20 protein-coding genes are annotated in these 22460 nt (G+C 72.6%); 16 read left to right on the forward strand and 4 right to left on the reverse strand.

What is annotated here, in order from left to right:
- Positions 1-81: 81 nt before the first annotated feature.
- Positions 82-1398, forward strand: a complete 1317-nt coding sequence (locus QZX64_RS04620; RefSeq protein WP_295657361.1) for an MFS transporter — start codon at positions 82-84, stop codon at positions 1396-1398.
- A gap of 133 nt (positions 1399-1531) precedes the next feature.
- Positions 1532-4636 carry a reprolysin-like metallopeptidase gene (locus tag QZX64_RS04625; RefSeq protein WP_295657363.1) on the forward strand — a complete coding sequence of 1035 codons (3105 nt, stop codon included), beginning with the start codon at positions 1532-1534 and terminating at the stop codon, positions 4634-4636.
- A gap of 97 nt (positions 4637-4733) precedes the next feature.
- Here the strand turns inward: QZX64_RS04625 and QZX64_RS04630 are convergent, their stop codons facing one another.
- Together QZX64_RS04630 and typA are read right to left on the reverse strand one after the other, a co-directional pair.
- Positions 4734-5177: a DUF3817 domain-containing protein gene (locus QZX64_RS04630; protein WP_295657364.1), complete on the reverse strand. Its 444-nt coding sequence runs from the start codon at positions 5175-5177 to the stop codon at positions 4734-4736.
- Positions 5174-7069 (reverse strand): translational GTPase TypA, encoded by a 1896-nt coding sequence (typA, locus tag QZX64_RS04635; protein WP_295657365.1) that lies wholly within the window; start codon positions 7067-7069, stop codon positions 5174-5176. The genes QZX64_RS04630 and typA overlap by 4 nt, the downstream gene beginning before the upstream one ends.
- A 261-nt stretch (positions 7070-7330) precedes the next feature.
- Between typA and QZX64_RS04640 the strand changes: the two genes are divergently transcribed.
- The 14 genes from QZX64_RS04640 to QZX64_RS04705 all read left to right on the forward strand — a co-directional run bounded on the left by QZX64_RS04640 (position 7331) and on the right by QZX64_RS04705 (position 20660).
- A complete protein-coding gene (locus QZX64_RS04640) occupies positions 7331-8656 on the forward strand; it encodes a protealysin inhibitor emfourin (RefSeq protein WP_295657366.1) in 1326 nt (441 codons plus the stop codon).
- 67 nt (positions 8657-8723) lie between these two features.
- The gene (locus QZX64_RS04645) at positions 8724-10991 is read left to right on the forward strand and encodes a chemotaxis protein CheW (RefSeq protein WP_295657367.1); all 2268 of its coding nucleotides are present in this window, start codon (positions 8724-8726) and stop codon (positions 10989-10991) included.
- Positions 10988-11407 carry a chemotaxis protein CheW gene (locus tag QZX64_RS04650; RefSeq protein WP_295657368.1) on the forward strand — a complete coding sequence of 140 codons (420 nt, stop codon included), beginning with the start codon at positions 10988-10990 and terminating at the stop codon, positions 11405-11407. Before QZX64_RS04645 ends, QZX64_RS04650 begins: the two co-directional genes overlap by 4 nt.
- Positions 11408-11440: 33 nt before the next feature.
- Positions 11441-13015: a methyl-accepting chemotaxis protein gene (locus QZX64_RS04655; RefSeq protein ID WP_295657370.1), complete on the forward strand. Its 1575-nt coding sequence runs from the start codon at positions 11441-11443 to the stop codon at positions 13013-13015.
- A 98-nt stretch (positions 13016-13113) separates the two neighbouring features.
- Positions 13114-13995 carry a hypothetical protein gene (locus tag QZX64_RS04660; RefSeq protein ID WP_295657371.1) on the forward strand — a complete coding sequence of 294 codons (882 nt, stop codon included), beginning with the start codon at positions 13114-13116 and terminating at the stop codon, positions 13993-13995.
- Between the two features lie 85 nt (positions 13996-14080).
- Positions 14081-15193, forward strand: coding sequence for a chemotaxis response regulator protein-glutamate methylesterase (locus tag QZX64_RS04665; protein WP_295657373.1), 1113 nt, complete (start codon positions 14081-14083; stop codon positions 15191-15193).
- Positions 15190-16029 carry a protein-glutamate O-methyltransferase CheR gene (locus QZX64_RS04670; RefSeq protein WP_295657374.1) on the forward strand — a complete coding sequence of 280 codons (840 nt, stop codon included), beginning with the start codon at positions 15190-15192 and terminating at the stop codon, positions 16027-16029. The genes QZX64_RS04665 and QZX64_RS04670 overlap by 4 nt, the downstream gene beginning before the upstream one ends.
- Complete coding sequence (locus QZX64_RS04675; RefSeq protein ID WP_295657376.1) at positions 16014-16403, forward strand: PleD family two-component system response regulator; 390 nt, start codon at positions 16014-16016, stop codon at positions 16401-16403. The genes QZX64_RS04670 and QZX64_RS04675 overlap by 16 nt, the downstream gene beginning before the upstream one ends.
- Before the next feature lies 1 nt (position 16404).
- Positions 16405-16854 (forward strand): chemotaxis protein CheX, encoded by a 450-nt coding sequence (locus QZX64_RS04680; protein WP_295657378.1) that lies wholly within the window; start codon positions 16405-16407, stop codon positions 16852-16854.
- A 46-nt stretch (positions 16855-16900) separates the two neighbouring features.
- A complete protein-coding gene (locus QZX64_RS04685; protein ID WP_295657380.1) occupies positions 16901-17263 on the forward strand; it encodes a response regulator in 363 nt (120 codons plus the stop codon).
- Between the two features lie 17 nt (positions 17264-17280).
- Complete coding sequence (locus QZX64_RS04690) at positions 17281-17760, forward strand: hypothetical protein (RefSeq protein ID WP_295657383.1); 480 nt, start codon at positions 17281-17283, stop codon at positions 17758-17760.
- An 85-nt stretch (positions 17761-17845) separates the two neighbouring features.
- Entirely contained in the window at positions 17846-18730 is an 885-nt protein-coding gene (locus QZX64_RS04695) for a ribonuclease HI family protein (RefSeq protein ID WP_295657385.1), read from the forward strand.
- A gap of 176 nt (positions 18731-18906) precedes the next feature.
- The gene (mshA, locus tag QZX64_RS04700) at positions 18907-20145 is read left to right on the forward strand and encodes a D-inositol-3-phosphate glycosyltransferase (RefSeq protein ID WP_295657387.1); all 1239 of its coding nucleotides are present in this window, start codon (positions 18907-18909) and stop codon (positions 20143-20145) included.
- Positions 20142-20660 (forward strand): YbjN domain-containing protein, encoded by a 519-nt coding sequence (locus QZX64_RS04705; protein ID WP_295657389.1) that lies wholly within the window; start codon positions 20142-20144, stop codon positions 20658-20660. Before mshA ends, QZX64_RS04705 begins: the two co-directional genes overlap by 4 nt.
- A gap of 49 nt (positions 20661-20709) precedes the next feature.
- On the opposite strand, the gene QZX64_RS04710 is transcribed toward QZX64_RS04705, so the two are convergent.
- Positions 20710-21666 (reverse strand): DMT family transporter, encoded by a 957-nt coding sequence (locus QZX64_RS04710; protein WP_295657391.1) that lies wholly within the window; start codon positions 21664-21666, stop codon positions 20710-20712.
- 76 nt (positions 21667-21742) lie between these two features.
- Positions 21743-22420: a response regulator transcription factor gene (locus tag QZX64_RS04715; protein ID WP_295657392.1), complete on the reverse strand. Its 678-nt coding sequence runs from the start codon at positions 22418-22420 to the stop codon at positions 21743-21745.
- Positions 22421-22460 lie beyond the last annotated feature (40 nt).

Consider the following 22460-nt stretch of genomic DNA (forward strand, 5'->3'; position numbering starts at 1 on the left):
GCGATGCTAGGCGGGCCGCGCACGCCTCCCGGGTCGCGCCCCGAGGAATGCGCAGCGGCTCGTCGAGGTTGCAGCCCGTTGATGCCCGCCGAATCCCGCCGCCTCTCCACCCTGCTCGGACTCCTGTTCGGGCTCGCCGGCATGGGCTCCTCCTCCGCCGCGGTCGCCCTGCCGCTGCTCGCGGACGACTTCGGCATCAGCGTCGGCGGCGCCACGTGGACGATCAGCCTCTACGCGCTCATGCTCGCGGTGACCACCGCGGTCTACGGGCGCGTGTCCGACCTGGTCGGCGTCCGCATCCCGCTGCTGGTCGGGCTCGGCCTGATGACCGGCGGCGCGCTGGTGGCCGCGCTCGCGCCGACCTACCCGGTGCTGCTCGTGGCGCGCCTGCTCCAGGGAGCCGGGGCGGCCGCCGTACCCACCCTGGGCATCGCCGTGCTGAGCGCTCGCTACTCCGGCTCCGTGCGCGGGCTGGCCCTGGGGCGGCTGGCGGCCACCGCGGCCGCCGTGAGCTGCCTGGGCCCGCTCGTCGGCGGAGCCGTGGAGCACGCGTTCGGCTGGCGGGCGGTGATGGCGCTGCCGATCCTCGGCGCGCTCGTGCTGCCGCTGATCTGGCGGTCGCTGACCGGTGAGGGCACCGGGGCCAGTCTCGACGTGGTGGGTGCCGTGCTGGTCGCGGCGACGTCCGCCGGGCTGGTCCTGCTCGTCCAGTCGCCCTCGACCGGCGTGCTCGTCGCCGTCACGGGCGCCTTCTTGATCCTGCTCGGCACGCCCACCGTCGCCTGGTGGGTACGACGCAAGCCGCACGGCTTCCTGCCGCTCGGCGTGGTCCGCAACGCAGCGGTCGTGCGGAGCGCGGTCGCGGCGTCGGCGATCCCGGCGTCGTGGTTCGCCCTGCTCATCGGGGTGCCCGCCGTGCTGGTCGGCGACGGCTGGGAGGCGTGGCAGGTCGGCCTGCTCCTGGTGCCCAGCGCGGTCGTGGCCCTGTTCGTGCCGCGCTTCGCGGGTCCGCTGATCGAGCGGATCGGTCCCGCTGCGGCGATCGGGTACGCGACCGCCGGGGCCAGCATCGCCCTGCTCCTGGCAGCGCTCGGTGCCCACCTCGTGTCCGCGCCGGTGCTCGGCCTGGTCGTCGCCGTGGTCACCGTCATCTTCGGCCTCGGCCAGCCGGCCCTGAGCGTCGCCGTGGGCGACGCCGTCGAGAGCGAGGAGCGAGGGGTCGCCCTGGGCGTGGCGACGCTCCTCTTCCTGGTCGGCGGCAGTGTCGGCTCGGCGGTCGTCGGAGGTCTGGGCGACGTCGTCGGCCTGCCGTGGAGCCTGGCCGTCCTGGCCGCGCTGCCCCTGCTCGGCCTGGTGGTGCTGGCTCCCCTGCTGCGCAGGACCGGCGTTCCGGCCTGACCCGGCACCCGGGGGTGGCGCCCACCGCGACCCGTGCCTAGAGTGCGGTCACTCACACTCTCGAGGGGAACCCCTGCCGATGCCCGGTGCACGCCGCCTTGCCGTCCTGCTCATGCTGGTCCTAGGTGCGGGGGTGCTGCCGACCTGGTCCCTGGTCCCTGCCACCGCCGCTCCCGACGACCCCACCTTCACCGCGCTGCGGGGCTTCGCGCCCACCGGCGCCACGACCCGGGTCCGCCCGGGTGACTACGCCGCCAACCGCGTCGACCTCGCCGCGCTGCGCTCGCAGCTCGACACCGGCCTGGTGTCGGTGCCCGACCCGTCCGGCCGTCTGGTCGACTTCAGGGTCGAGAAGACCCAGCGGATGGAGTCGGAGCTCGCTGCCGCCCACCCGGAGATCGCGACGTACTCCGGCCGCGGCGTCGAGGACGCCCGCGTCTCCGTCGCCATCGACGTCACCCAGATGGGCTTCCACGCCTCCGTGCGCGCGCCCGGTGAGCGGGGCGCCTGGTTCGTCGACCCGGCCTACAACCGGCGCGGCACGACGGAGCACCTGAGCTACTACGGCAGCTCGCTGCCGGAGCCGGAGCAGCGGCGCGTCGAGGGGGAGATCGAGACCATCGGCAAGAGCGTGGACGCCAAGATCACCGCGAACGCCACGGAGGACAACGCACCTGTCTCCCGCAAGCTCTACCGCCTGGCCCTGACCAGCGACCCGTCGTACGCCGCCTACTTCGGCACCGAGAACGTGCTGGCGGAGAAGGTGACGCTGATGAACCGCGTCAACCAGGTCTACAACGACGACCTGGCCATCGACCTGCGCCTGGTCAACGCCACCGAGGCCCTGAACCTGGACACCGAGGCCGAGGCCGTCGAGCCGAACGGCCCCTGCGGTGCCGCTCCGTGCTTCCGCAGCGAGGACCTCGGCGACCCCGCCGACCCCGACGACGACCTCCCCGGCGACCTCGACTTCTGCAGCGGCCTGACGCTGGGCCAGAACCGCACCGTCCTCGGCCAGCTCGTCGGCGCCTCGAACTACGACATCGGCCACATCGCGCTCGGCAAGAACGGCGGCGGTGTCGCCTACCTCGGCGTCGTCGGCCAGGACTACAAGGGTGGCGGCTGCACCGGACTGCCCGACCCGATCGGCGACTTCTTCGCCATCGACTACGTCGCCCACGAGATGGGCCACCAGTTCGCCGGCAACCACACCTTCAACGGTGCCGCCGGCAACTGCGGCGGCAACATCTCCGAGGCCTCGGTCGAGCCGGGCTCCGGCTCGTCGGTGATGGCCTACGCCGGCATCTGCCGCCAGGACAACCTGCAGGAGCACTCCGACCCGTACTTCTCCTTCCACACCATCGACGAGGCGACGGCGTACACCGAGGGCTTCGAGATCGACGTGACCGAGGTCCAGACGGTCTCCCTGCGTGACTTCGCCCCGAGCACCGACACGCTGACGATCTCCTCCGACGCCGCGGCCGACGTCCCCGTCACCGCCTACACCGAGGCCGGCATCGAGGCCGCCGTCGAGACGGCCACGGGTGAGGACGTGTCGATCGCCGAGTGGGGCTACGACGAGTACGTCCTCGGGGCGACGCTGCCCTCGCCGGACGCCACCGGCTTCCAGGTCATCTTCAACAGCGTGCCCAGCATCGAGGACGTCGACGCCACCGACGTCGACCAGCCGGCGATCACCATCGGCGTGACCGGCGGGTCGGGCTTCGTGGGCGAGACCGCCCAGGGCGGTCCCGACGAGAGCGAGGGCTTCGCCCAGGAGGCGACCGGCAACACCTCTCCGGCCGTCACCGCACCGGAGGACAAGACCATCCCGATGCGTACGCCGTTCGCCCTCACCGGCGCCGGCACCGACGCGAACGGCGACGCGCTGACCTACCTGTGGGAGCAGGCCGACTTCGGCTCCGGCACGCGGCTGCCCGACAACGTCAAGCTCAACGGCCCGCTGTTCCGGGTCTTCGGCACCGCGGCCCTCGTCAGCGACGAGGACGCGCTCAAGTCGCCGGCCCCGGGCATCAACATCGCCGACGGCAACCCCACGCGGGTGTTCCCGGACATGGCCCAGGTGCTCGCCGGCAACACCAACGCGGCCACCGGTGACTGCCCGCCGCCGGCCGACGCGACCGTCCCGCTGACCCCCGAGCAGCTGGAGTGCTTCTCGGAGTACCTCCCCGAGCCGGGATACACGGGCAGCGTCATCGGCAACCCCGACGCCCTGCCGCGGATGCGCTTCCGCTTCACCGCCCGGGACCTGTTCCCGACCGGTGGCGGGGTGGCGTTCGACGACGTGACGCTGAACCTCGACCCGACCGCCGGACCGTTCCTGGTGACCTCCCAGGCCACCCCGGGCGCGACGGTGGCGGGTGGCACCGCGGTGCCGGTCACCTGGGCCGTGAACAACACCCAGGGCCTCGCGCCGACGGTGAGGATCTCGGCCTCGACCGACGGTGGGAGGACCTTCGACACGGTGCTCGCCGCGGCGACGCCGAACGACGGGTCCCAGACGCTGACGATGCCGAACGTCACGGCGGCAGACGTCCGCATCAAGATCGAGGCGGTGGACAACTACTTCTTCGACGTCAACGACGCCTCGTTCGAGCTGGCGGCCAGCCCGGCGCCGGAGACCACGATCACCGAGGGTCCCGTGGACGGCTCGGTGGTCTTCGAGAAGGTCATCGCCTTCGACTACGCGGCCAGTCCGGTCACGGGGACGTTCGTCTGCACGGTCGACGGCAAGGCCGTGGCCTGCGGATCGGGCGGCAAGAGCCTGAGGTTCCGGGCCGGCACGCACGTGTTCACCGTGGCCGCGGTCAACGCGGCTGGGGTCACCGACCCCACGCCGGCGAGCGTCACCTTCACGGTGCCGCGCGACGACGGCCAGCTCATCCGCAAGAAGGGCGAGTGGCGCCGGGTGGTCGACAAGAGGGCGTACGGCAACGACTACGTCACCTCGCGCGACAAGGGCACCAAGCTCATCGCCAGGATCCGCAAGGCGACCGGCGCCGCCATCGTCGTGGGCACCCGTCGCAACGCGGGCACGATCAAGGTCTTCGTCGGCGACGACAAGGTCAAGACGTTCAGCCTCAAGGGCCGCAACGCCACCAAGCAGCTGCGTCGCATCGACTTCGACGGGACGCAGACCGGCAACCTGAAGATCGTGGTGGGCAAGAACAAGCCCGTGCGCATCGAGGGCGTGGCGGTGATCACCGACCCGAGCTGACCTAGCTCACCGATCCGGGGCCGTCCGCCGAGTGCGGGCGGCCCCGCGTCGCGCCCGGGGCGGTGTGGTGCGCGGCCGATCGAGGGGGGTGGGCTGGTCAGGCAGGCGGGCCGGCGAGCAGGGCCACGCCGGTCAGCACGACCACGGCCGCCAGGCCGGCGACGAGGCCCCGGACGGGGTTGCGCACGAGCCAGGCGACCAGGCGCTCCGGCAGCGACGCCGGTGGCGCCGACCGGAGGCGCCAGGAGTCGGAGAGCAGCCCACGCCTCCCGGCGTACCGCTCGAAGGGCAGGGTGGCGAACGGCGGCACCGCGGCCGCGAGGCCGAGGACGGCACGGCCGGCCGACCACCGCTGGTCGATCGCCACCACGACGGTGGCGACGCAGTAGGCGACGAAGACGACGCCGTGCACCATGCCGAAGACCCGGACGCCGAGCTCGGTGGTCTCGGTGACGTACTTGAGGAACATCCCGGCGAGCAGCAGCGCCCAGGTGATCGCCTCGGCCACCGCCACCCGCCGGAACAGGACCCCAGGGGTCACTTGGCCGCCTTGCGGGCGCGGCTCGCCGTCTTGGCGCGCTCGTTCGCGTCGAGCACGACCTTGCGGATCCGCACCGACTCCGGGGTGACCTCGACGCACTCGTCGTCGCGGCAGAACTCCAGGCACTGCTCGAGGGAGAGGCGCCGCGGCGGGATGAGCTTCTCGAAGTTGTCGGAGGTGGCGGACCGGATGTTGGTCTGCTGCTTCTCCTTGGTGATGTTGACGTCCATGTCGTCGGCGCGGGAGTTCTCACCGATGATCATGCCCTCGTAGACCTCGGTGGTGGGCTCCACGAACATGATCCCGCGCTCCTGCAGGTTGGTCATGGCGTACGCCGTGGCAGCACCCTTGCGGTCGGCCACGAGCGAGCCGTTCGTGCGGGAGCGGATCTCGCCCGCCCACGGCTCGTAGCCCTCGGAGATGCCGTGCGCGATGCCGGTGCCACGGGTGTCGGTGAGGAACTCGGTGCGGAACCCGATGAGGCCGCGGGCGGGCACCAGGAACTCCATGCGCACCCAGCCGGTGCCGTGGTTGGTCATCTGCTCCATCCGGCCCTTCCGGGAGGCGAGCAGCTCGGTGATGGTGCCGAGGTACTCCTCGGGGGCGTCGATCGTGAGGCGCTCGAACGGCTCGTGGAGCTTGCCGTCGACCTCCCTGGTGACGACCTGCGGCTTGCCGACGGTGAGCTCGAAGCCCTCGCGACGCATCTGCTCCACCAGGATGGCCAGCGCCAGCTCGCCGCGGCCCTGCACCTCCCAGGCGTCGGGTCGCTCGGTGGGGAGGATGCGCAGCGACACGTTGCCGACCAGCTCGGCGTCGAGGCGGTCCTTGACGAGCCGCGCGGTCACCTTGGCGCCCTTGACCCGGCCGACCAGCGGCGAGGTGTTGGTGCCGATGGTCATGGAGATGGCGGGCTCGTCGACGTGGATGAGGGGCAGGGCGACGGGGCTCTCTGCGTCGGCCAGGGTCTCGCCGATCGTGATGTCGGGGATGCCCGCGATGGCGACGATGTCGCCGGGACCGGCGGACTCGCCGGGCTTGCGCTCGAGGCCCTCGGTGACGAGCAGCTCGGTGATGCGGACGTTCTTGACCTCGCCGTCGCGCCTCATCCAGGCCACGGTCTGGCCCTTCCTGAGGGTGCCCTCGTGCACGCGCACCAGCGCGAGGCGGCCGAGGAACGGCGAGGCGTCGAGGTTGGTGACGTGCGCCTGCAGCGGCGCCCCCTCGGTGTAGGCGGGCGCCGGGATGGTCTCGAGGATCGTCCGGAACAGCGGCTCGAGGTCGCCGCCCTCGGGCATGGTGCCGTTCTCGGGGGCGGTCAGGCTGGCGATGCCGGCGCGGCCGGAGGCGTAGACGACGGGGAAGTCGAGGGCGTCCTGGCTGTGGCTCTCGTCGAGGAGGTCCATGAAGAGCTCGTAGGTCTCGTCGACGACCTCGGCGATCCGGGCGTCACCGCGGTCGGTCTTGTTGACCACGAGGATGACCGGCATGTCGGCGTTGAGGGCCTTGCGCAGCACGAAGCGGGTCTGGGGGAGCGGGCCCTCGGAGGCGTCGACGAGGAGCACGATGCCGTCGACCATCGACAGGCCGCGCTCGACCTCGCCGCCGAAGTCGGCGTGGCCCGGGGTGTCGATGATGTTGATGGTCATCGGCTTGCCCTCGGCCGCCGGCCCGGCGTAGTGCACCGCGGTGTTCTTGGCGAGGATCGTGATGCCCTTCTCGCGCTCGAGGTCGCCGGAGTCCATGACCCGCTCCGCGACGCTCTCGGCCTGGTGGGCGGTGAACGCGCCCGCCTGGCGGAGCATGGCGTCGACCAGGGTGGTCTTGCCGTGGTCGACGTGGGCGACGATCGCGACGTTGCGCAGGTCGTTGCGGGTGGTGGTTCCAGACATGGTGGTACGACATCGCTTTCTGGGGGAGGCGCGGGCCCGAGCGGGCAGCACTCCATTCTAGGGGTGGAGGGGTCGTCACCTCGATTCGTCAGGAGGCGTACGGATCGGTGATCTCGCGCAGCCGGAGCAGCGAGGCGTGCAGCCGGTCGACTTCCTGCGCCTGCGCCCCCGGGGCGCGATGCGCACGATGCGGGCCCGGTTCTCCGCCTGAGCCGCCCGGGCACCTTCAGTTCGTCGGTGGTCGCGTGTAGGACTGGGGGCATGACCTGCCAGTTCGTGCCGCCGTACCTCCTCCGCCGCCTGGCCGAGTCCGGCCTCGCCGTCGCCACCACCTCCGGCCAGACGCTGCAGCTCGACTCCACCCTGCGCGCCCGGCGCAGCGAGGGCCTGGTGACCCCGCCGTCGCCGGGGGCGGCGTGGGTCGTCCACGACGCCGACAACGGCACCTCGCTGCCCGGCCGTCCGGTCCGCGAGGCGGGGGCCCCGGCGGTGGGCGACGTCGCCGTCGACGAGGCGGCCGAGGGCATCACGGCGACGCTCGCGCTGTTCGCCGAGGAGTTCGGCCGCTCGTCGTACGACGGGCGGGGCGTCGGCGTCTCGCTCACCGTCCACTACGAGAAGGACTACGACAACGCCTTCTGGGACGGCGCCCATCTCGTCTTCGGCGACGGCGACGCGGAGGTCTTCGACCGCTTCACCAAGCCCGTCGACGTGCTCGCGCACGAGTTCACCCACGCGGTGACCGAGAAGACCGTCGGCCTGGCCTACGAGGGCCAGTCGGGGGCCCTGAACGAGGCGGTCTCCGACGCCTTCGCCGCCTGCCTGAAGCAACGCGTGCTCGGGCAGAGCGTCGACACGGCCGACTGGCTGATCGGGGAGGGGCTGTTCCTGCCCGGGGTCCGGGCGCGGGCGCTGCGCGACATGGCCGCACCCGGCACGGCCTACGACGACCCGGCGCTCGGCAAGGACCCCCAGGTCGGCCACCTCGACGACTTCGTGGAGACCACCGACGACAACGGGGGGGTGCACCTCAACTCCGGCATCCCCAACCGCGCCTTCCACCTCGCCGCCACGGGGATCGGCGGCCTGCTGTGGGAGGGCGCGGGCCGAGTCTGGTACGCCGCGCTCACCTCGGGCGACGTCGCCACCGACAGCGACTTCGCGTCCTTCGCGGGCGTCACGGTCTCGGTGGCCGGCGAGCACGCCGACGTCGTCCGCGACGCCTGGCTCGCCGTGGGCGTCGACCCCTCGGGCGGCGCGCCGGTCACCGGACGGCCGGAGCGGGCGTCGGCACCGGCGGGGGTCGTCGCCGTGAGCCGCTCGGGAGGCTTCGCGGGGCGCACCACGGGCGGCGTCGTCGACCTCGACGGGCCCGATCCGCGTGCCACCGAGGTGCGCGAGCTGGTCGCCGGGCTGGACCTGCAGCGCGTGAAGCCCGCGGCGCCGATGCCGGACATGTTCGTCTACACGTTCGAGATCTGCGGCGCCGATCCCGTGGTCCTGCCGGAGCAGGCCCTCTCCGACCGGCTGCACAGGCTGGCTCGCGTGGTGCTCTCCGACCAGGGCGAGGGGCCGCCGCTGCGGTGATTCCCTCAGGTCGTCCCTGCCCCTGTCGATAGGCCCCCTGTCGACACATGTGGGAAGGGCCGTCAATGTGAGCGAGTTCGACGAGATGGACGAGATCGTCTCCGAGTTCCTGGTGGAGAGCCACGAGAACCTGGACCAGCTGGACCGCGACCTGGTCGAGCTGGAGAGGAACCCGGCCTCCCGGGACCTGCTCGGGAGCATCTTCCGCACCATCCACACGATCAAGGGCACCAGCGGCTTCCTGGCGTTCAGCCGGCTGGAGGCGGTCACGCACGTCGGCGAGAACCTCCTCGCCCGGCTGCGCGACGGCAAGATGACGATGACGCCGGGCACCACCGACGTGCTGCTGGCCATGGTCGACCGCGTGCGCGACCTGCTCGCCGCCATCGAGCGGGACGGGACCGAGGGCGACGTCGACGTGAGCTCGGTCGTCGCCCGCATCACCGACGTGCTCGAGGGCCGCGCCGAGGCACCCGCCGCCGTCGCTGATCCCGAGCCCGAGCCCGAGCCCGAGCCCGCGCTGGCTGCCACCCCGGTCGCCCAGCCGGCACCGGTGCGCGAGACCGCCCTCCCTGCCGGCGACGAGGACGCCGGCCGTCGGAACGTGGCCGAGTCGTCGATCCGCGTCGACGTCGACCTGCTCGACAGCCTCATGCGGCAGGTCGGCGAGCTGGTCCTCACCCGCAACCAGATCGTGCGCCAGGCGTCGTCCCAGCACGACGTCGAGCTGGCCCGGGCCGCCCAGCGGCTGAACCTCATCGCCACCGAGCTGCAGGAGGGCGTCATGAAGACGCGCATGCAGCCCATCGACCACCTGTGGGCCAAGCTGCCCCGCGTCGTGCGCGACCTCGGCGCCGCGTGCGGCAAGCAGGTCGAGCTCGCCATGGTGGGTCGCGAGACCGAGCTCGACCGCTCGCTCCTGGAGTCGGTCAAGGACCCGCTCACCCACCTGGTCCGCAACGCCGTCGACCACGGCCTCGAGTCCGCGGCCGAGCGGGTCGCCGCCGGCAAGCCGGCCGCCGGCCTGCTGACCCTGCGCGCCTACCACGAGGGCGGCCAGGTGGTGGTCGAAGTCTGCGACGACGGCGCCGGCATCGATCCCGAGCGCATCGCGGCCAAGGCCGTCGACAGGGGCCTGCGCACCCAGGCCCAGGTCGCCCAGATGGCGACCGCCGACATCCTCCAGCTCATCTTCACCGCCGGGTTCTCCACTGCGGCCGCCGTCACCAACGTGTCGGGCCGCGGCGTCGGCATGGACGTCGTCAAGACCAACATCGAGAGCATCGGCGGCACGATCGAGATCGAGTCGGTGCTGGGCCGCGGCACCACCTGCCGGCTGCGCATCCCGCTCACGCTGGCGATCGTGCCGGCGCTGATCGTGGAGTCGGCCGGCGACACCTACGCCATCGGCCAGGTCAACCTGCTCGAGCTCGTGGCCCTGGACGCCGATCGCGCCGCGACGGCCGTGGAAGACGTCAACGGCGCGCCGGTCTACCGCCTGCGCGGCAGCCTGCTGCCGCTGGTGCACCTCGCCCAGGTGCTCGGTGTCGAGTCCGATCGCAGCGACGGCCACGTCCTGATCGCCGTGCTGCAGGCCGAGGGCAAGCGCTTCGGCCTGGTCATCGACCGGGTCCTCTCGACCGAGGACATCGTCGTCAAGCCGCTCGGGGCCCGGCTCAAGGCGCTGGGCACCTACTCCGGCGCCACGCTTCTCGGTGACGGTCGCGTGGCCCTGATCCTCGACGTGCAGGCCCTGGCCCGCAAGGCCCTCAACGCCGAGACCCTCGAGCGCGGCAACGAGGGCCCCGACGACGTCAGGGCAGCCGCGGAGCACGTGCGGCTGCTCGTCGCCGGCATCGGCGGAGGCCGGCGCATCGCCATCGCCCTCTCGTCGGTGACCCGGCTGGAGAACATCCCCCGAGCAGCCGTGGAGGTCGTCGGCACCCGGGAGGTCGTGCAGTACCGCGGCGACATCCTCCCGCTGCTGCGCCTCGACCGGCACCTCGGCGTCGCGTCGTACGACCCGGGCGCGGACGAGGAGAACCTCGTGGTCATCATCTACACCGCCGGCTCCCGCAGCCTGGCCATCGTCGTCGACGAGATCGTCGACATCGTCGACGAGGAGACCGAGATCCAGCACGACATCGCCGACCGCGGCCTGCTCGGCTCGGTGCTGGTGCGCGACAGGGTCGTGGAGGTCCTCGACGTCCGCGACGCCGTGCTCGCCGCCGACCCCCACTTCTACGCCGGCACCGACCTCTCCGAGGCGACGCCCGTCGGCGCCTGGTCGGGGACCGGATCGGCGTTCGACGCACTCGTCAAGGAGGCGGTGTGAGCACCCGGTTCGTCACCTTCACCCTGGACGGACGCCTGTACGGCGTGCGTGTGGAGTCGGTGCAGGAGGTGTTGCGCGGCCTGCCGCGCACGCGCATCCCCCTCGCCCCCGCCACCATGGCCGGCCTGATCAACCTGCGCGGCCAGGTGCTCAGCGCGCTCGACCTGCGCGAGCAGCTCGGTCTCCCGCCCCGGAACGCGGAGGTCGACCAGATGCTGGTCGTCATCCGGGTCGCCGGCGAGTCCATCGCGCTGCTCGTCGACAGCATCGGTGCCGTCGTCGACGTCGAGGACGACCAGTTCGAGTCGCCGCCCGACACCCTCACCGACCCCTCCCGGGACCTGCTCCTGGGCGCCTACAAGCTCCAGGGCCGGCTTCTCCTCGCTCTCGACGTCGACCGCGCCGTCGCCGCCTGACCGATCCCCCCTCACCACGAAGGAACCATCGCCTTGAAGAACATCAACTGGACCGTCGGCCGCCGCATCGCGTCCATCACCGCCGTCGGCGCCCTCACGGCCACGACGATCCTCGCCACCGCCATCCACGGCCAGTCACGCCAGAACGACATCAGCGAGCGGCTCGCGGAGGCCAGCGACGTGCAGGCGACCATCCTGGCCCTCGACACCCGGGCCAGCGAGATCAAGGTGACCGCCTACCGGTCGCTGGCCGGCGGCGACCTCGCCGAGCTCCGTGCGAGCCTGGCGGAGGACGCGGCCACGGTCGAGGAGCTCCTGGCAGCGATCGAGGCCGGATCGGGCTCGCTCGACGCCGACGACCTGGAGGTCGTCGAGCCGCTGCCCGACGCGCTCACCGACTACGTCAGCAGCATCGACGCCTTCCTGTCCCTCGCCGGCACCGACCCCGCGCGCGCCCGGCAGGACGTCGACGACATCCAGGCGGCCAACGACGTCACCGACGCAGCCGTCTCGGCGGCCAAGGACGCGCTGGTCGACCACTTCGGCGAGCTCACCGACGAGCAGGAGGCGGTCGCGAGCGAGGTGCGCACGCTGACCCTGCTCATCGCCGTGCTCGGCATCGGCGTCCTCGCTGCCGCCGCGCTCCTCATCGCCCAGCGCATCACCCGACCGCTGCGCCGCTCGGTGCAGGCGCTCGCCGCCTTCGCCGACGGAGACCTGACCCAGCGGGTGCCCGAGCAGTCGGCGGCCGAGCTCGGCCAGCTCGAGCGGGCGATCAACCACTCCGTCGAGTCCGTCAACCAGATCGTGACCTCCGTCGCGAGCAGCGCCGACGCCGTCGCCGCGGCCTCCGAGCAGCTCTCCGCCTCCTCGCAGCAGATCTCGGCCGGTGCCGAGGAGACCTCGACCCAGGCCGGCCTGGTGGCCGGTGCCTCGGAGGAGATCTCCCGCAACGTGCAGACCGTCGCCGCCGGCGCGGAGCAGATGGGTGCCTCGATCCGCGAGATCGCCCACTCCGCCAACGAGGCCGCCCGGGTCGCGTCGCAGGCGGTGCAGATGGTCGACACCACCAACGTGGCCGTGTCCAAGCTGGGCACCTCGAGCCAGGAGATCGGCAACGTCGTCAAGGTGATCACCTCCATCGCCGAGCAGACCAACCTGCTGGCGCTCAACGCGACCATCGAGGCGGCCCGCGCGGGCGAGGCCGGCAAGGGCTTCGCGGTCGTGGCCAACGAGGTCAAGGAGCTGGCCCGGGAGACCGCCAACGCCACCGAGGACATCGCCCGCCGGGTCGAGGCGATCCAGGGCGACACCGGCGGCGCGGTCGAGGCGATCGGCGAGATCGCGACCATCATCACCTCGATCAACGACTACCAGCTCACCATCGCCTCGGCGGTGGAGGAGCAGACCGCGACCACCAACGAGATGAGCCGCAACGTCGCCGAGGCCTCCGCCGGCTCCGGCGAGATCGCCGCCAACATCTCGGGGGTGGCCGCCGCCGCTGACACCACGACGCAGTCGGTCACCCAGACGCTCGACGCCATCAACGAGCTGGCCCGCATGTCGGGGGAGCTCCGCTCGGAGGTCGGGCGGTTCCGCATCGCCTGAATCGGGGCTGACGCAGAACGGGGCCGGTGGCATCCTGGGGGTGCCGCCGGCCTCGTCGTACGACGGGAGGCGGCGCGGCAACCGGGGGAGGGTCGAGCATGCGCTACACCGTCGTCGGCGCGGCCACCCTGGGCTTCGACCTGGCCCGGCTCCCGCACGGCGACGTCGTCGCCGCGGTGCTGCGCTCGGCGCTGGCCTGCGGCCCCGCCGGCCTCGACCGACTGGCCCTGGCGCACCCGGGACCCGACGAGCGGCGCCGGCGCCAGACCACGCTGGAGCAGGCCCTCGTCGAGCGCGAGGCGCTCACGGCCCTGCTCCCGCACGCCGGCCGTGCCCTCGAGGAGGCCGCCCGGGGCCAGGTCCACACGCTGCGCCGTCTCGAGGCCGGCATGCTGGGCGACGCCGCCGGCCTCGACCACCTCGTGCGCCACGAGATCCTCGACTGGACCTGGCTGCGGAGCGGCTCGATGGCCGTGCAGGACCCCGTCGCCGCCGATGCCGCCGACGTGCTCTCCGACGCGGCCGCCGCCTCCTACCTGCACGAGCCGGTGCACGCCGGGCTGTGGGCCGAGATGGCGGCTCCCCTGGCCCGCGCCGCGGTGCCCCTGCGCGACGACCTCGACGTCACCGACGCGCCGGAGGCGGCCACGGTGCTGCGTGCCGTCGCCGCCGCCGACGAGGCCGTGCGCACCTCCTGGCGACAGGTCGTCGACGACCTCCGCCCGCACACCACCCAGTGGGCGCCGGCGATGCACCGCGCGACGTGGGCGGTCAGCCTGTCCGAGCGGCTGAGGATCGCCATGGACGTGCAGCTGGCCGGGGTCATCGCCTTCCACCGGGGCGGGTTCACCGCCATCGACGCGGCGTACGGCGCGTGGAACGCGCTCGCCGGCGTGCTGCAGGCGGGGCTGGTCGAGGACCTGCTGCCCCGGGCCGAGGCCGAGGTGCTGCTGCGGCCCTGGCACCTGGTCCACGGCTGATTCCACTCAGGTCGTCCCACCGTCTGCCGATGGACCAGGCGGTCGCTCGTCCGGGGGGCCCGAGCCCCGCAAGAGAAGGACTTCCATGGCGCCGATCCGCGTGCTCGTGGTGGACGACTCGGTCGTCATCCGGCGCCTGGTCACCGACCTGCTCCAGGGCGACCCCGACATCGAGGTCGCCGGCACGGCCGTGAACGGCCGCGCCGCCCTGCACAAGGTCGAGTCGCTGAAGCCCGACATCATCACCATGGACATCGAGATGCCGGAGATGAACGGCATCGAGGCGGTCCGTGCCCTGCGTGCCACGGGCTGCACCGCGCCGATCATCATGTTCAGCACGCTCACCGAGCAGGGTGCCGTCGCGACCCTCGACGCGCTCTCGGCCGGGGCCACCGACTACGTCGCCAAGCCGGCCAACGTGGGCAGCGTCGGCCGGTCGATGGAGCTGGTCCGCCAGGCCCTCATCCCGCGGATCAAGACCCTGGCGCCTCGCACGTCCCTGCGCCCGCCGGTGACGCCGCCCGCCCCCCGCGCCGCCGTCCCGCCGCGTCCGGCCCCCGCCACGCGGAGGGCGACCGAGACCTACCGGCTGCTCGTCATCGGCAGCTCGACCGGTGGTCCCGAGGCGCTGCACACCCTCTTCTCGTCGCTGCCGCTGCTGCCCGTGCCCGTCGCCGTGGTCCAGCACATGCCACCGGTCTTCACCCGCCAGTTCGCCGCCCGCCTGGACCGGTCCTCGGCGTGGCAGGTGAGCGAGGCGCAGCAGGACCAGCCGTTGGGGCCGGGGCAGGTCGTCGTCGCCCCCGGCGACCACCACCTCGAGGTCGTCTCGACCTCGCGCGGGTTCGTCGCCAGGCTGCACCAGGGCCCGCAGGAGAACTACTGCCGGCCGGCCGTCGACGTGCTGTTCCGTAGCGCCGCCGCGTCCGCCGGGGCCGGCGTGCTCGGGGTCGTGCTGACCGGCATGGGCTCCGACGGCGAGCGCGGCGCCGACGTCCTCACCCAGCGTGGCGGCACCGTCCTCGCGCAGGACCAGGCCACCTCCGTCGTGTGGGGCATGCCGGGCGCCGTCACGAACGCCGGGCTCGCCGAGCTCGTGCTCCCGCTGCCCCAGATCGCCCCCGAGCTGGTCCGCCGGCTCGCCCGTCCCGGCCGGCCCGTCGTCGCCGCAACCACACCCGTGGAGGTGGCCGGGTGAGCCTCGGTGCCCGGGAGTTCGACTTCGTCCGCGACCTCGTCCGCACCGAGAGCGCGATCGTGCTCGACGCGGGCAAGGAGTACCTGGTCGAGTCCCGGCTCCTGCCGCTCGCGCGCGCCGCCGGCCACCCCGACGTGACGTCGTACGTCGCCGAGGTGGCCCTGCGTCGGCAGCCGCGCTCGCGGACGGCGGTCGTCGAGGCCCTCACGACCAACGAGACGTCGTGGTTCCGCGACAACGACCCCTTCACCGCGCTGCGCACGACCGTCCTGCCGGCCCTCGCCGAGACCCGGACCCGCAGGTCGATCCGGATCTGGTGCGCCGCCTGCTCCACCGGCCAGGAGCCCTACAGCGTGGCGATGACCGTGCTCGACTCGCCGCTGCTCGCCGGCTTCGACGTCACCATCGTCGCCACCGACCTCTCCGAGGAGGTGCTGGCGAAGGGCCGCAGGGGGGAGTACTCCCAGCTGGAGGTCAACCGCGGTCTGCCGGCCTCGCTCCTGGTGCGCCACTTCACGCGCGAGGGCCTCAGCTGGCGCATCAGCCCGCAGCTGCGCTCGCGCGTGGACTTCAAGCAGCTCAACCTGCTGCGCCCCTACACGTCGCTCGGCAGGTTCGACATCGTCTTCATGCGCAACGTGCTCATCTACTTCGACCAGGCCACCAAGCAGGACATCCTTCGCCGGGTCAGGCAGGTGACCGCTCCGGACGGCTACCTGTTCCTCGGTGCCGCCGAGATGACGCGCGGCCTCGACGACAAGTGGGAACGAGAGCCGGCCGGACGCTCAGCCCTGTACCGCGTTCGGGAGGAGGACCGCTCATGCGTGCCCTGGTAGTCGATGACTCACGCGCGATGCGCCGCATCGTCGGCGGGGTCCTGGCCTCGTCAGGGTTCGAGGTGCTGCAGGCCGGCGACGGCAGGGAGGCGCTCGACGTGCTCGAGACGCAGCCCGAGCCGCCGCAGCTGGCCTGCGTCGACTGGAACATGCCGGTCATGGACGGGCTCACCTTCATCACCCGGGTGCGCAGGCGCTCCGAGTGGCGCGGGATCACCTTGATGATGGTGACGACGGAGAGCGAGCAGGAGCGCATCGTGCGGGCCCTCGCCGCGGGTGCCCACGAGTACCTCACCAAGCCCTTCGAGGCCGACGACCTGCGCCAGAAGCTGGCGTTCCTCGGCCTGCTCCCCGACGTGCCCGTGGAGGCCTGACGTGCCGACGATCCTGCACCCCGACGACCTGCTGCTCGGCGCCGTCGTCGAGCAGGTCTGGGCCTCGATGCTGCACCAGCCCGTGCTGCCGTGGACCGCCCCGTGGCCGACCGGCACGGTGGGCCCGCTCGCCTCCATCACGGTCACCGGCGACTGGAGCGGCACGCTCCGGCTGTGGTGCACCGACGGGGCCGCCACGTCGATGACCCGCGCCCTGCTGAAGCCGGCTGCGGGCTCGGAGGCCGACGCCGAGGACGTCGAGGACGCGCTCGGCGAGGTCGTCAACGTCGTGGCCGGCAGCCTCAAGGGTGCCCTCGGTGGCACCTCCCGGCTCGGCCTCCCGCACGTGGCCCGGGGCCTGTCGCCCGCCTGGTCCCCGGCAGGACCCCACCTCACCGCGTCGTGGCACGGCGACCCGGTGCTCGTCTCGATCCACCACCCCGCCCGCTGACCCCGCCGGCGGACACCACCTCACGACACAGGAACGGAACACTCCCATGAAGGTCCTCATCGCCGACGACAGCCGCGTCATGCGCCAGATCGTGCTCCGCACGCTGCGCCAGGCGGGTCTCGGCCACCACGACTTCGTCGAGGCCGAGGACGGCGCCGACGCGCTCGCCAAGGTCGCCACCGAGCTCCCGGACATGGTGCTCTCCGACTGGAACATGCCCAACATGACGGGCATCCAGCTGCTGCGCGAGCTGCGCGCGGGCGGCAACGCCGTCCCGTTCGGCTTCGTCACCTCCGAGGGCTCGCCCGAGATGCGCGACATCGCCGAGAAGGCCGGCGCGATGTTCGTCATCGCCAAGCCCTTCACCGCCGACACCTTCAGCGACGCGCTCGGTCGCGTCCTCGTCTGAGAGACACCACCATGGACATGCCTGACCGCAAGCAGCTCAAGGACCTCTTCGAGGGCCTGCTCGGCCGCGACGTCACCGTCGGGGACGCACCGGAGCCGCTCAGCCCCCACGTCGCGCCGAGGCCCGCGTGCGCCGTGTACGTCGACGACAGCGGCCGCCTCTCGGCCGTCGCGCTGATGGACTTCGCCCTCGCCGCCCACACCGGTGCCTCGCTGGCGCTGATCCCGGCGGGCGGTGCCCAGGCTGCGATCGAGGACAACCTCATGCCGACGAACCTGATGGAGAACTGCGCGGAGGTGCTCAACGTGCTCGCCGCGCCGCTGGGCGACGCCAGCGGGATCCACCAGAGGCTCGAGCGCACCTACCACCCGGGCGAGGATCTGCCGCCGGAGCTCGCCGCCGTCGGTGCCACCATCGGCGCCCGCGACGACGTGCTCGTCGACATCGCGGGCTACGGCTCGGGCCGCCTGGCCCTGGTGTCGGTGCCCGACTCCTGACGCCGGCCCTCGAGGTCGGAGTCGACGCAGAGCCCAGGCGGTGCCCCGGCCGACGCCGTCGCGCCGGGATGGCAGGATCACCGCCGTGACGATCACCGCCGCCGCCGACGGCTCCGCCCTGGGCAACCCCGGTCCCGCCGGCTGGGGGTGGTACGCCGACGACGAGCACTGGGCGTGCGGTGGCTGGCCCAACGGCACCAACAACATGGGCGAGCTGATGGCCGTGCTCGACCTGCTCCAGCAGACCGCGCACCTCGACGACGAGCTGCACGTCGTCTGCGACAGCACCTACGTCATCAACTCGATCACCAAGTGGATGGCCGGCTGGAAGCGTCGCGGCTGGAAGAAGGGCGACGGCAAGCCCGTGCTGAACGTGGAGCTGATGAAGGCCCTCGACGAGGCGATGCAGGGGCGCCGAGTCAGGTTCGAGTGGGTGAAGGGGCACGCCGGCCACCACCTCAACGAGCAGGCCGACCGGCTGGCGAACGCGGCCGCCACCGCCTGGAAGGCCGGGTCCGCACCCGCTCCGGGCCCCGGCTTCTCGGGCTCGCAGGTGGCCCACCCGGCGGCCGCCCCGGGGCAGGTCGAGGAGGAGCCCGACCTGTTCGCCTCCTTCGACGACGTGGTGGCCCCCGCGACCGACGAGGAGGCCGTCATCGCCCTCGAGCGGGCGCTGCTCACCGACGACGTCCGTGCCGACCCGGCCGCCGTGGCGGCGCTGCTGCACCCGCAGTGGCAGGAGATCGGGCAGTCCGGGCGCCTCTGGAGCCGCGAGGAGATGCTGGCCGAGACCGGACCCGGCGGGCACGTCGGGCTGGACGTGGTCGACGTCCAGCGGGTGTCCGACGACGTCGTCCTGCTGGTCTGGCGCAGCCTCCGCGACGACTCGACCGCCCTGCGCTCGTCGCTGTGGCAACGGGTCTCCGGACGCTGGGTGCAGCGCTTCCACCAGGGCACCCGCGAGCCCTGAGCGGGGTTGCTCCGGGGCGCGAACGGGTACCACGGGGGAGCGCTGGAGGCCACGCCCGCCGAGCGTCGCCCGCGACTGGGGAATCACGGCGCGACGTCCGGGGTTGTGCCCCGGGGACATCTGACGAAGGGGCACCGGTGACACGACAGCGGAGGAGCTGGCGCGGACGCGTGGCGATGATCAGCCTCCACACCTCGCCGCTCGACCAGCCCGGCACGGGCGACGCCGGCGGCATGAACGTCTACGTCATCGAGCTCTCCCGCCGGCTGGCCGCCCGCGGTCTCGCGGTCGACATCTTCACCCGCGCCACGTCCTCCTCGTTGCCCCCGGTCGTCGAGGCGGCCGACGGGGTGCTCGTGCGGCACATCAACGCCGGCCCGCTCGACGGGCTCACCAAGGCCGAGCTGCCCGGGCAGCTGTGCGTCTTCGCGCGCGAGGTCCTGCGGAGCGAGGCGCTGCAGCCGATGGGCCACTACGACGCCGTGCACTCCCACTACTGGCTCTCCGGGCAGGTGGGGGCGCTGGCCCGTGATCGCTGGGGCGTGCCGCTGGTGCACTCCATGCACACCATGGCCAAGGTCAAGAACGCAGCCCTGGCCGAGGGCGACAGCCCCGAGCCCGCGGCGCGGGTCATCGGCGAGGAGCAGGTGGTCGAGGCCGCCGACATGCTGATCGCCAACACCGGCATCGAGGCCCGCCAGCTCATCGACCTCTACGACGCGGCACCCGAGCGCGTCCAGGTCGTGCACCCCGGCGTCGACCTCGACGTCTTCCGCCGCCGCGACCGGGCCGCGGCCCGGCGCGAGGTGGGCGTGCCCGAGGACGCCGTCGTGCTGCTCTTCGCCGGCCGCATCCAGCCGCTCAAGGCGCCCGACGTGCTGCTGCGTGCGGTCGCGGTCCTCCTCGAGCAGGACCCGGCGCTGCGCTCGCGCCTCGTCGTCCCGGTCGTCGGCGGCCCCTCCGGCAGCGGGCTCGAGCACCCCGAGTCGCTCGCCCAGCTGGCCGACGAGCTGGGTCTCGGCGACGTGGTGCGCTTCGTGCCGCCCGTCGCCCAGCGGGAGCTCGCCACCTGGTGCTCGGCCGCGACCCTCGTCGCCGTGCCGTCGTACAACGAGTCCTTCGGGCTGGTCGCCGCCGAGGCCCAGGCCACCGGCACGCCGGTCGTGGCGGCCGCCGTCGGTGGGCTGACCACCGTGGTCGCCGACGGCCGCAGCGGCGTGCTGGTCGACAGCCACGAGCCCCGCGACTGGGCGGCCGCGATCGGCTCGGTGGTCCGCGACGAGGTGCTGCACGCCCGGCTCTCGGCCGGCGCGGTCGAGCAGGCCCGCGGTTTCGCCTGGGAGCGCACCGCCGCCCGCACGCTCGAGGTCTACCAGCGGGCTGCGGGGCGGATGCGCTTCGAGGCCACCGCATGAGCGCTGCGACCGTGCGCGACTTCCTCGTCGCCGAGGAGATCGAGTTCTCCGAGCCTGTGCCGGGCATGTTCTCCCTGAGCCTGCCCGGCGAGCGCAAGCAGCAGACGGCCGTGCGGCTCGACGTAGGCCCGCACGCGCTCGGCGTGCACGCCTTCGTGTGCCGCAACCCCGACGAGAACCACGCCCGCGTCTACAGGTGGCTGCTCGAGCGCAACCTGAGGATGTACGCCGTGGCGTTCGCCGTCGACCACCACGGCGACATCTACCTCGACGCCCGGCTCCCGCTCTCGATGGTCAACGCCGAGGAGCTCGACCGGCTCCTAGGGTCCGTGCTGAGCCAGGCCGACGAGTCGTTCAACGCCATCCTGGAGCTCGGCTTCGCGTCCTCGATCCGCAAGGAGTGGGAGTGGCGGCTCTCCCGCGGGGAGTCGACGGCGAACCTGGCTGCCTTCACCGCCCTGCGCCCCTCCGGCGCCGGCGAGGGCGGCGCGGAGGTCGCACCGGTCGACCGGTGACCCGTCGCCCTTCCTGGGCGGCGCAGGCGGCTGTCGGGGAGGCGCCGCGCTACCGCAGCGCCGGCCCCTCCGGTGCCGGCGCCACCGGCCGGGTCGTACGCCGGGTGAGCAGCACGCCGACGATGCACAGGACCCCTCCCACGAAGGACAGGGCGGCAGGCACCTCTCCGAGCGCCAGCCACGCGATGAGGGTGGTGATGAAGGGGACCAGGAAGGTCGACATCGCGAACCTGCCGGCGTCGGAGTGGGAGAGGGCGTAGGCCCAGGTGGTGAAGGCGATGGCCGAGGGGAACACGCCCAGGAACACGATCCAGCCGAGGTTGGCGGCACTCGTCTCGCGGCTGACCTCGACCAGCTCGCCGGCCCACGGCAGGCACACGACGGCCCCGACGACGTAGTACCAGAACGTCATCTCCAGCGCGCTCATCGCCCCGAGCAGCTTCTTCTGGGTGAGAACGCCCACGGCGAAGGTGAGCGCCGCGACCACGCCCAGCACGACGCCCAGCAGGTCGCCGTTGTCGCCGCTGGACGAGGCACGACCGATGACCACGACGCCGGCGAACCCGACCGCGAGGCCGGCCAGCAGCCACCGGGTCAGCCTCTCGCCCAGGAAGACCGTGGCCAGGAGCGCGACCAGGATCGGGCCGATCTGCACCAGCAGCGCCGCGGTGCCGGCGTCGATGCGGCGCTCCGCCTCGTTGAGGGCGAGGTTGTAGACGCCGATCCACGTGATGCCGCCGAGCGCGATGAGCGGCCACTCACGCAGCGTCGGCCAGCGCCGGTGGCGCTGGGTGAGGAGCATCGCCCCGAGCACCACCACCGCGACCAGCAGCCGGCCCAGCGACAGTGCGCCCGGCGGGACGTCGTGGCCGAGGTGACGGATGGCCACGAACGCCGAGGCCCACGTCACCAGCGTGAAGGCCACGGCGGCCAGCGGCTTCCACGGCGCCACGGCAGCGCTCGGCGAGGCGTCCGACGGGGTGCTGCGGGCGGTGGAGGAGGTCACCCCACGACGGTAGGCGAACCCGCCGACGGCCACCGCCCGATTCCCGGTCGATGACCGGCGACTTCCGGACGTCGTGCTAGAGGTCGAGCTTGTAGCCCAGCCCACGCACCGTGACGAGGTAGCGGGGGTCCGACGGGTCGGGCTCGAGCTTGGCGCGCAGCCGCTTGACGTGCACGTCGAGGGTCTTGGTGTCGCCGACGTAGTCGGAGCCCCAGACGCGGTCGATCAGCTGCCCGCGCGTCAGCACCCGGCCGGGGTTGCGCAGGAACATCTCCAGCAGCTCGAACTCCTTCAGCGGGAGCCGCTGCTCGTGTCCGCCGACGGTGACGACGTGGCGCTCGACGTCCATCCGCACCGGGCCCGCCTCGAGGGTGTCGGGCAGCAGGTCCGGCTCCTGGCCGCGGCGCAGGACCGCACGGATGCGGGCGACCAGCTCACGGGGGGAGTAGGGCTTGGTGACGTAGTCGTCGGCGCCCAGCTCGAGGCCGACCACCTTGTCGACCTCGTCGTCCTTGGCCGAGACCATGATGACCGGCACGCTGGACGTCGCCCGGATCTGCCGGCACACCTCGGTGCCGGGGATGCCCGGCAGCATGAGGTCGAGCAGCACGATGTCGGCGCCGTTGCGGTCGAACTCGCTCAGCGCCGTGTGCCCGTCGGCCGCGATGGCGACCTCGAAGCCTTCCTTGCGGAGCATGTAGGCGAGCGCGTCGCTGTAGCTCTCCTCGTCCTCGACGACGAGCACCCGGGTCACGCGGGGTCCCCGCGGTGTTCGTCGGAGGAGCGCAGCGGTG

It is taken from the genome of uncultured Nocardioides sp. (assembly GCF_902805925.1).
GTDB lineage: Bacteria > Actinomycetota > Actinomycetes > Propionibacteriales > Nocardioidaceae > Nocardioides.

What these genes read in the sequence shown, in the direction of transcription:
- QZX64_RS04620 (WP_295657361.1), top strand. Translation starts at nt 82, where the DNA reads ATGCCCGCCGAATCCCGCCGCCTCTCCACCCTGCTCGGACTCCTGTTC.
- typA (WP_295657365.1), bottom strand. Translation starts at nt 7,069, where the DNA reads ATGTCTGGAACCACCACCCGCAACGACCTGCGCAACGTCGCGATCGTC.
- QZX64_RS04640 (WP_295657366.1), top strand. Translation starts at nt 7,331, where the DNA reads ATGACCTGCCAGTTCGTGCCGCCGTACCTCCTCCGCCGCCTGGCCGAG.
- QZX64_RS04660 (WP_295657371.1), top strand. Translation starts at nt 13,114, where the DNA reads ATGCGCTACACCGTCGTCGGCGCGGCCACCCTGGGCTTCGACCTGGCC.
- QZX64_RS04665 (WP_295657373.1), top strand. Translation starts at nt 14,081, where the DNA reads ATGGCGCCGATCCGCGTGCTCGTGGTGGACGACTCGGTCGTCATCCGG.
- QZX64_RS04675 (WP_295657376.1), top strand. Translation starts at nt 16,014, where the DNA reads ATGCGTGCCCTGGTAGTCGATGACTCACGCGCGATGCGCCGCATCGTC.
- QZX64_RS04685 (WP_295657380.1), top strand. Translation starts at nt 16,901, where the DNA reads ATGAAGGTCCTCATCGCCGACGACAGCCGCGTCATGCGCCAGATCGTG.
- QZX64_RS04690 (WP_295657383.1), top strand. Translation starts at nt 17,281, where the DNA reads ATGCCTGACCGCAAGCAGCTCAAGGACCTCTTCGAGGGCCTGCTCGGC.
- mshA (WP_295657387.1), top strand. Translation starts at nt 18,907, where the DNA reads ATGATCAGCCTCCACACCTCGCCGCTCGACCAGCCCGGCACGGGCGAC.
- QZX64_RS04705 (WP_295657389.1), top strand. Translation starts at nt 20,142, where the DNA reads ATGAGCGCTGCGACCGTGCGCGACTTCCTCGTCGCCGAGGAGATCGAG.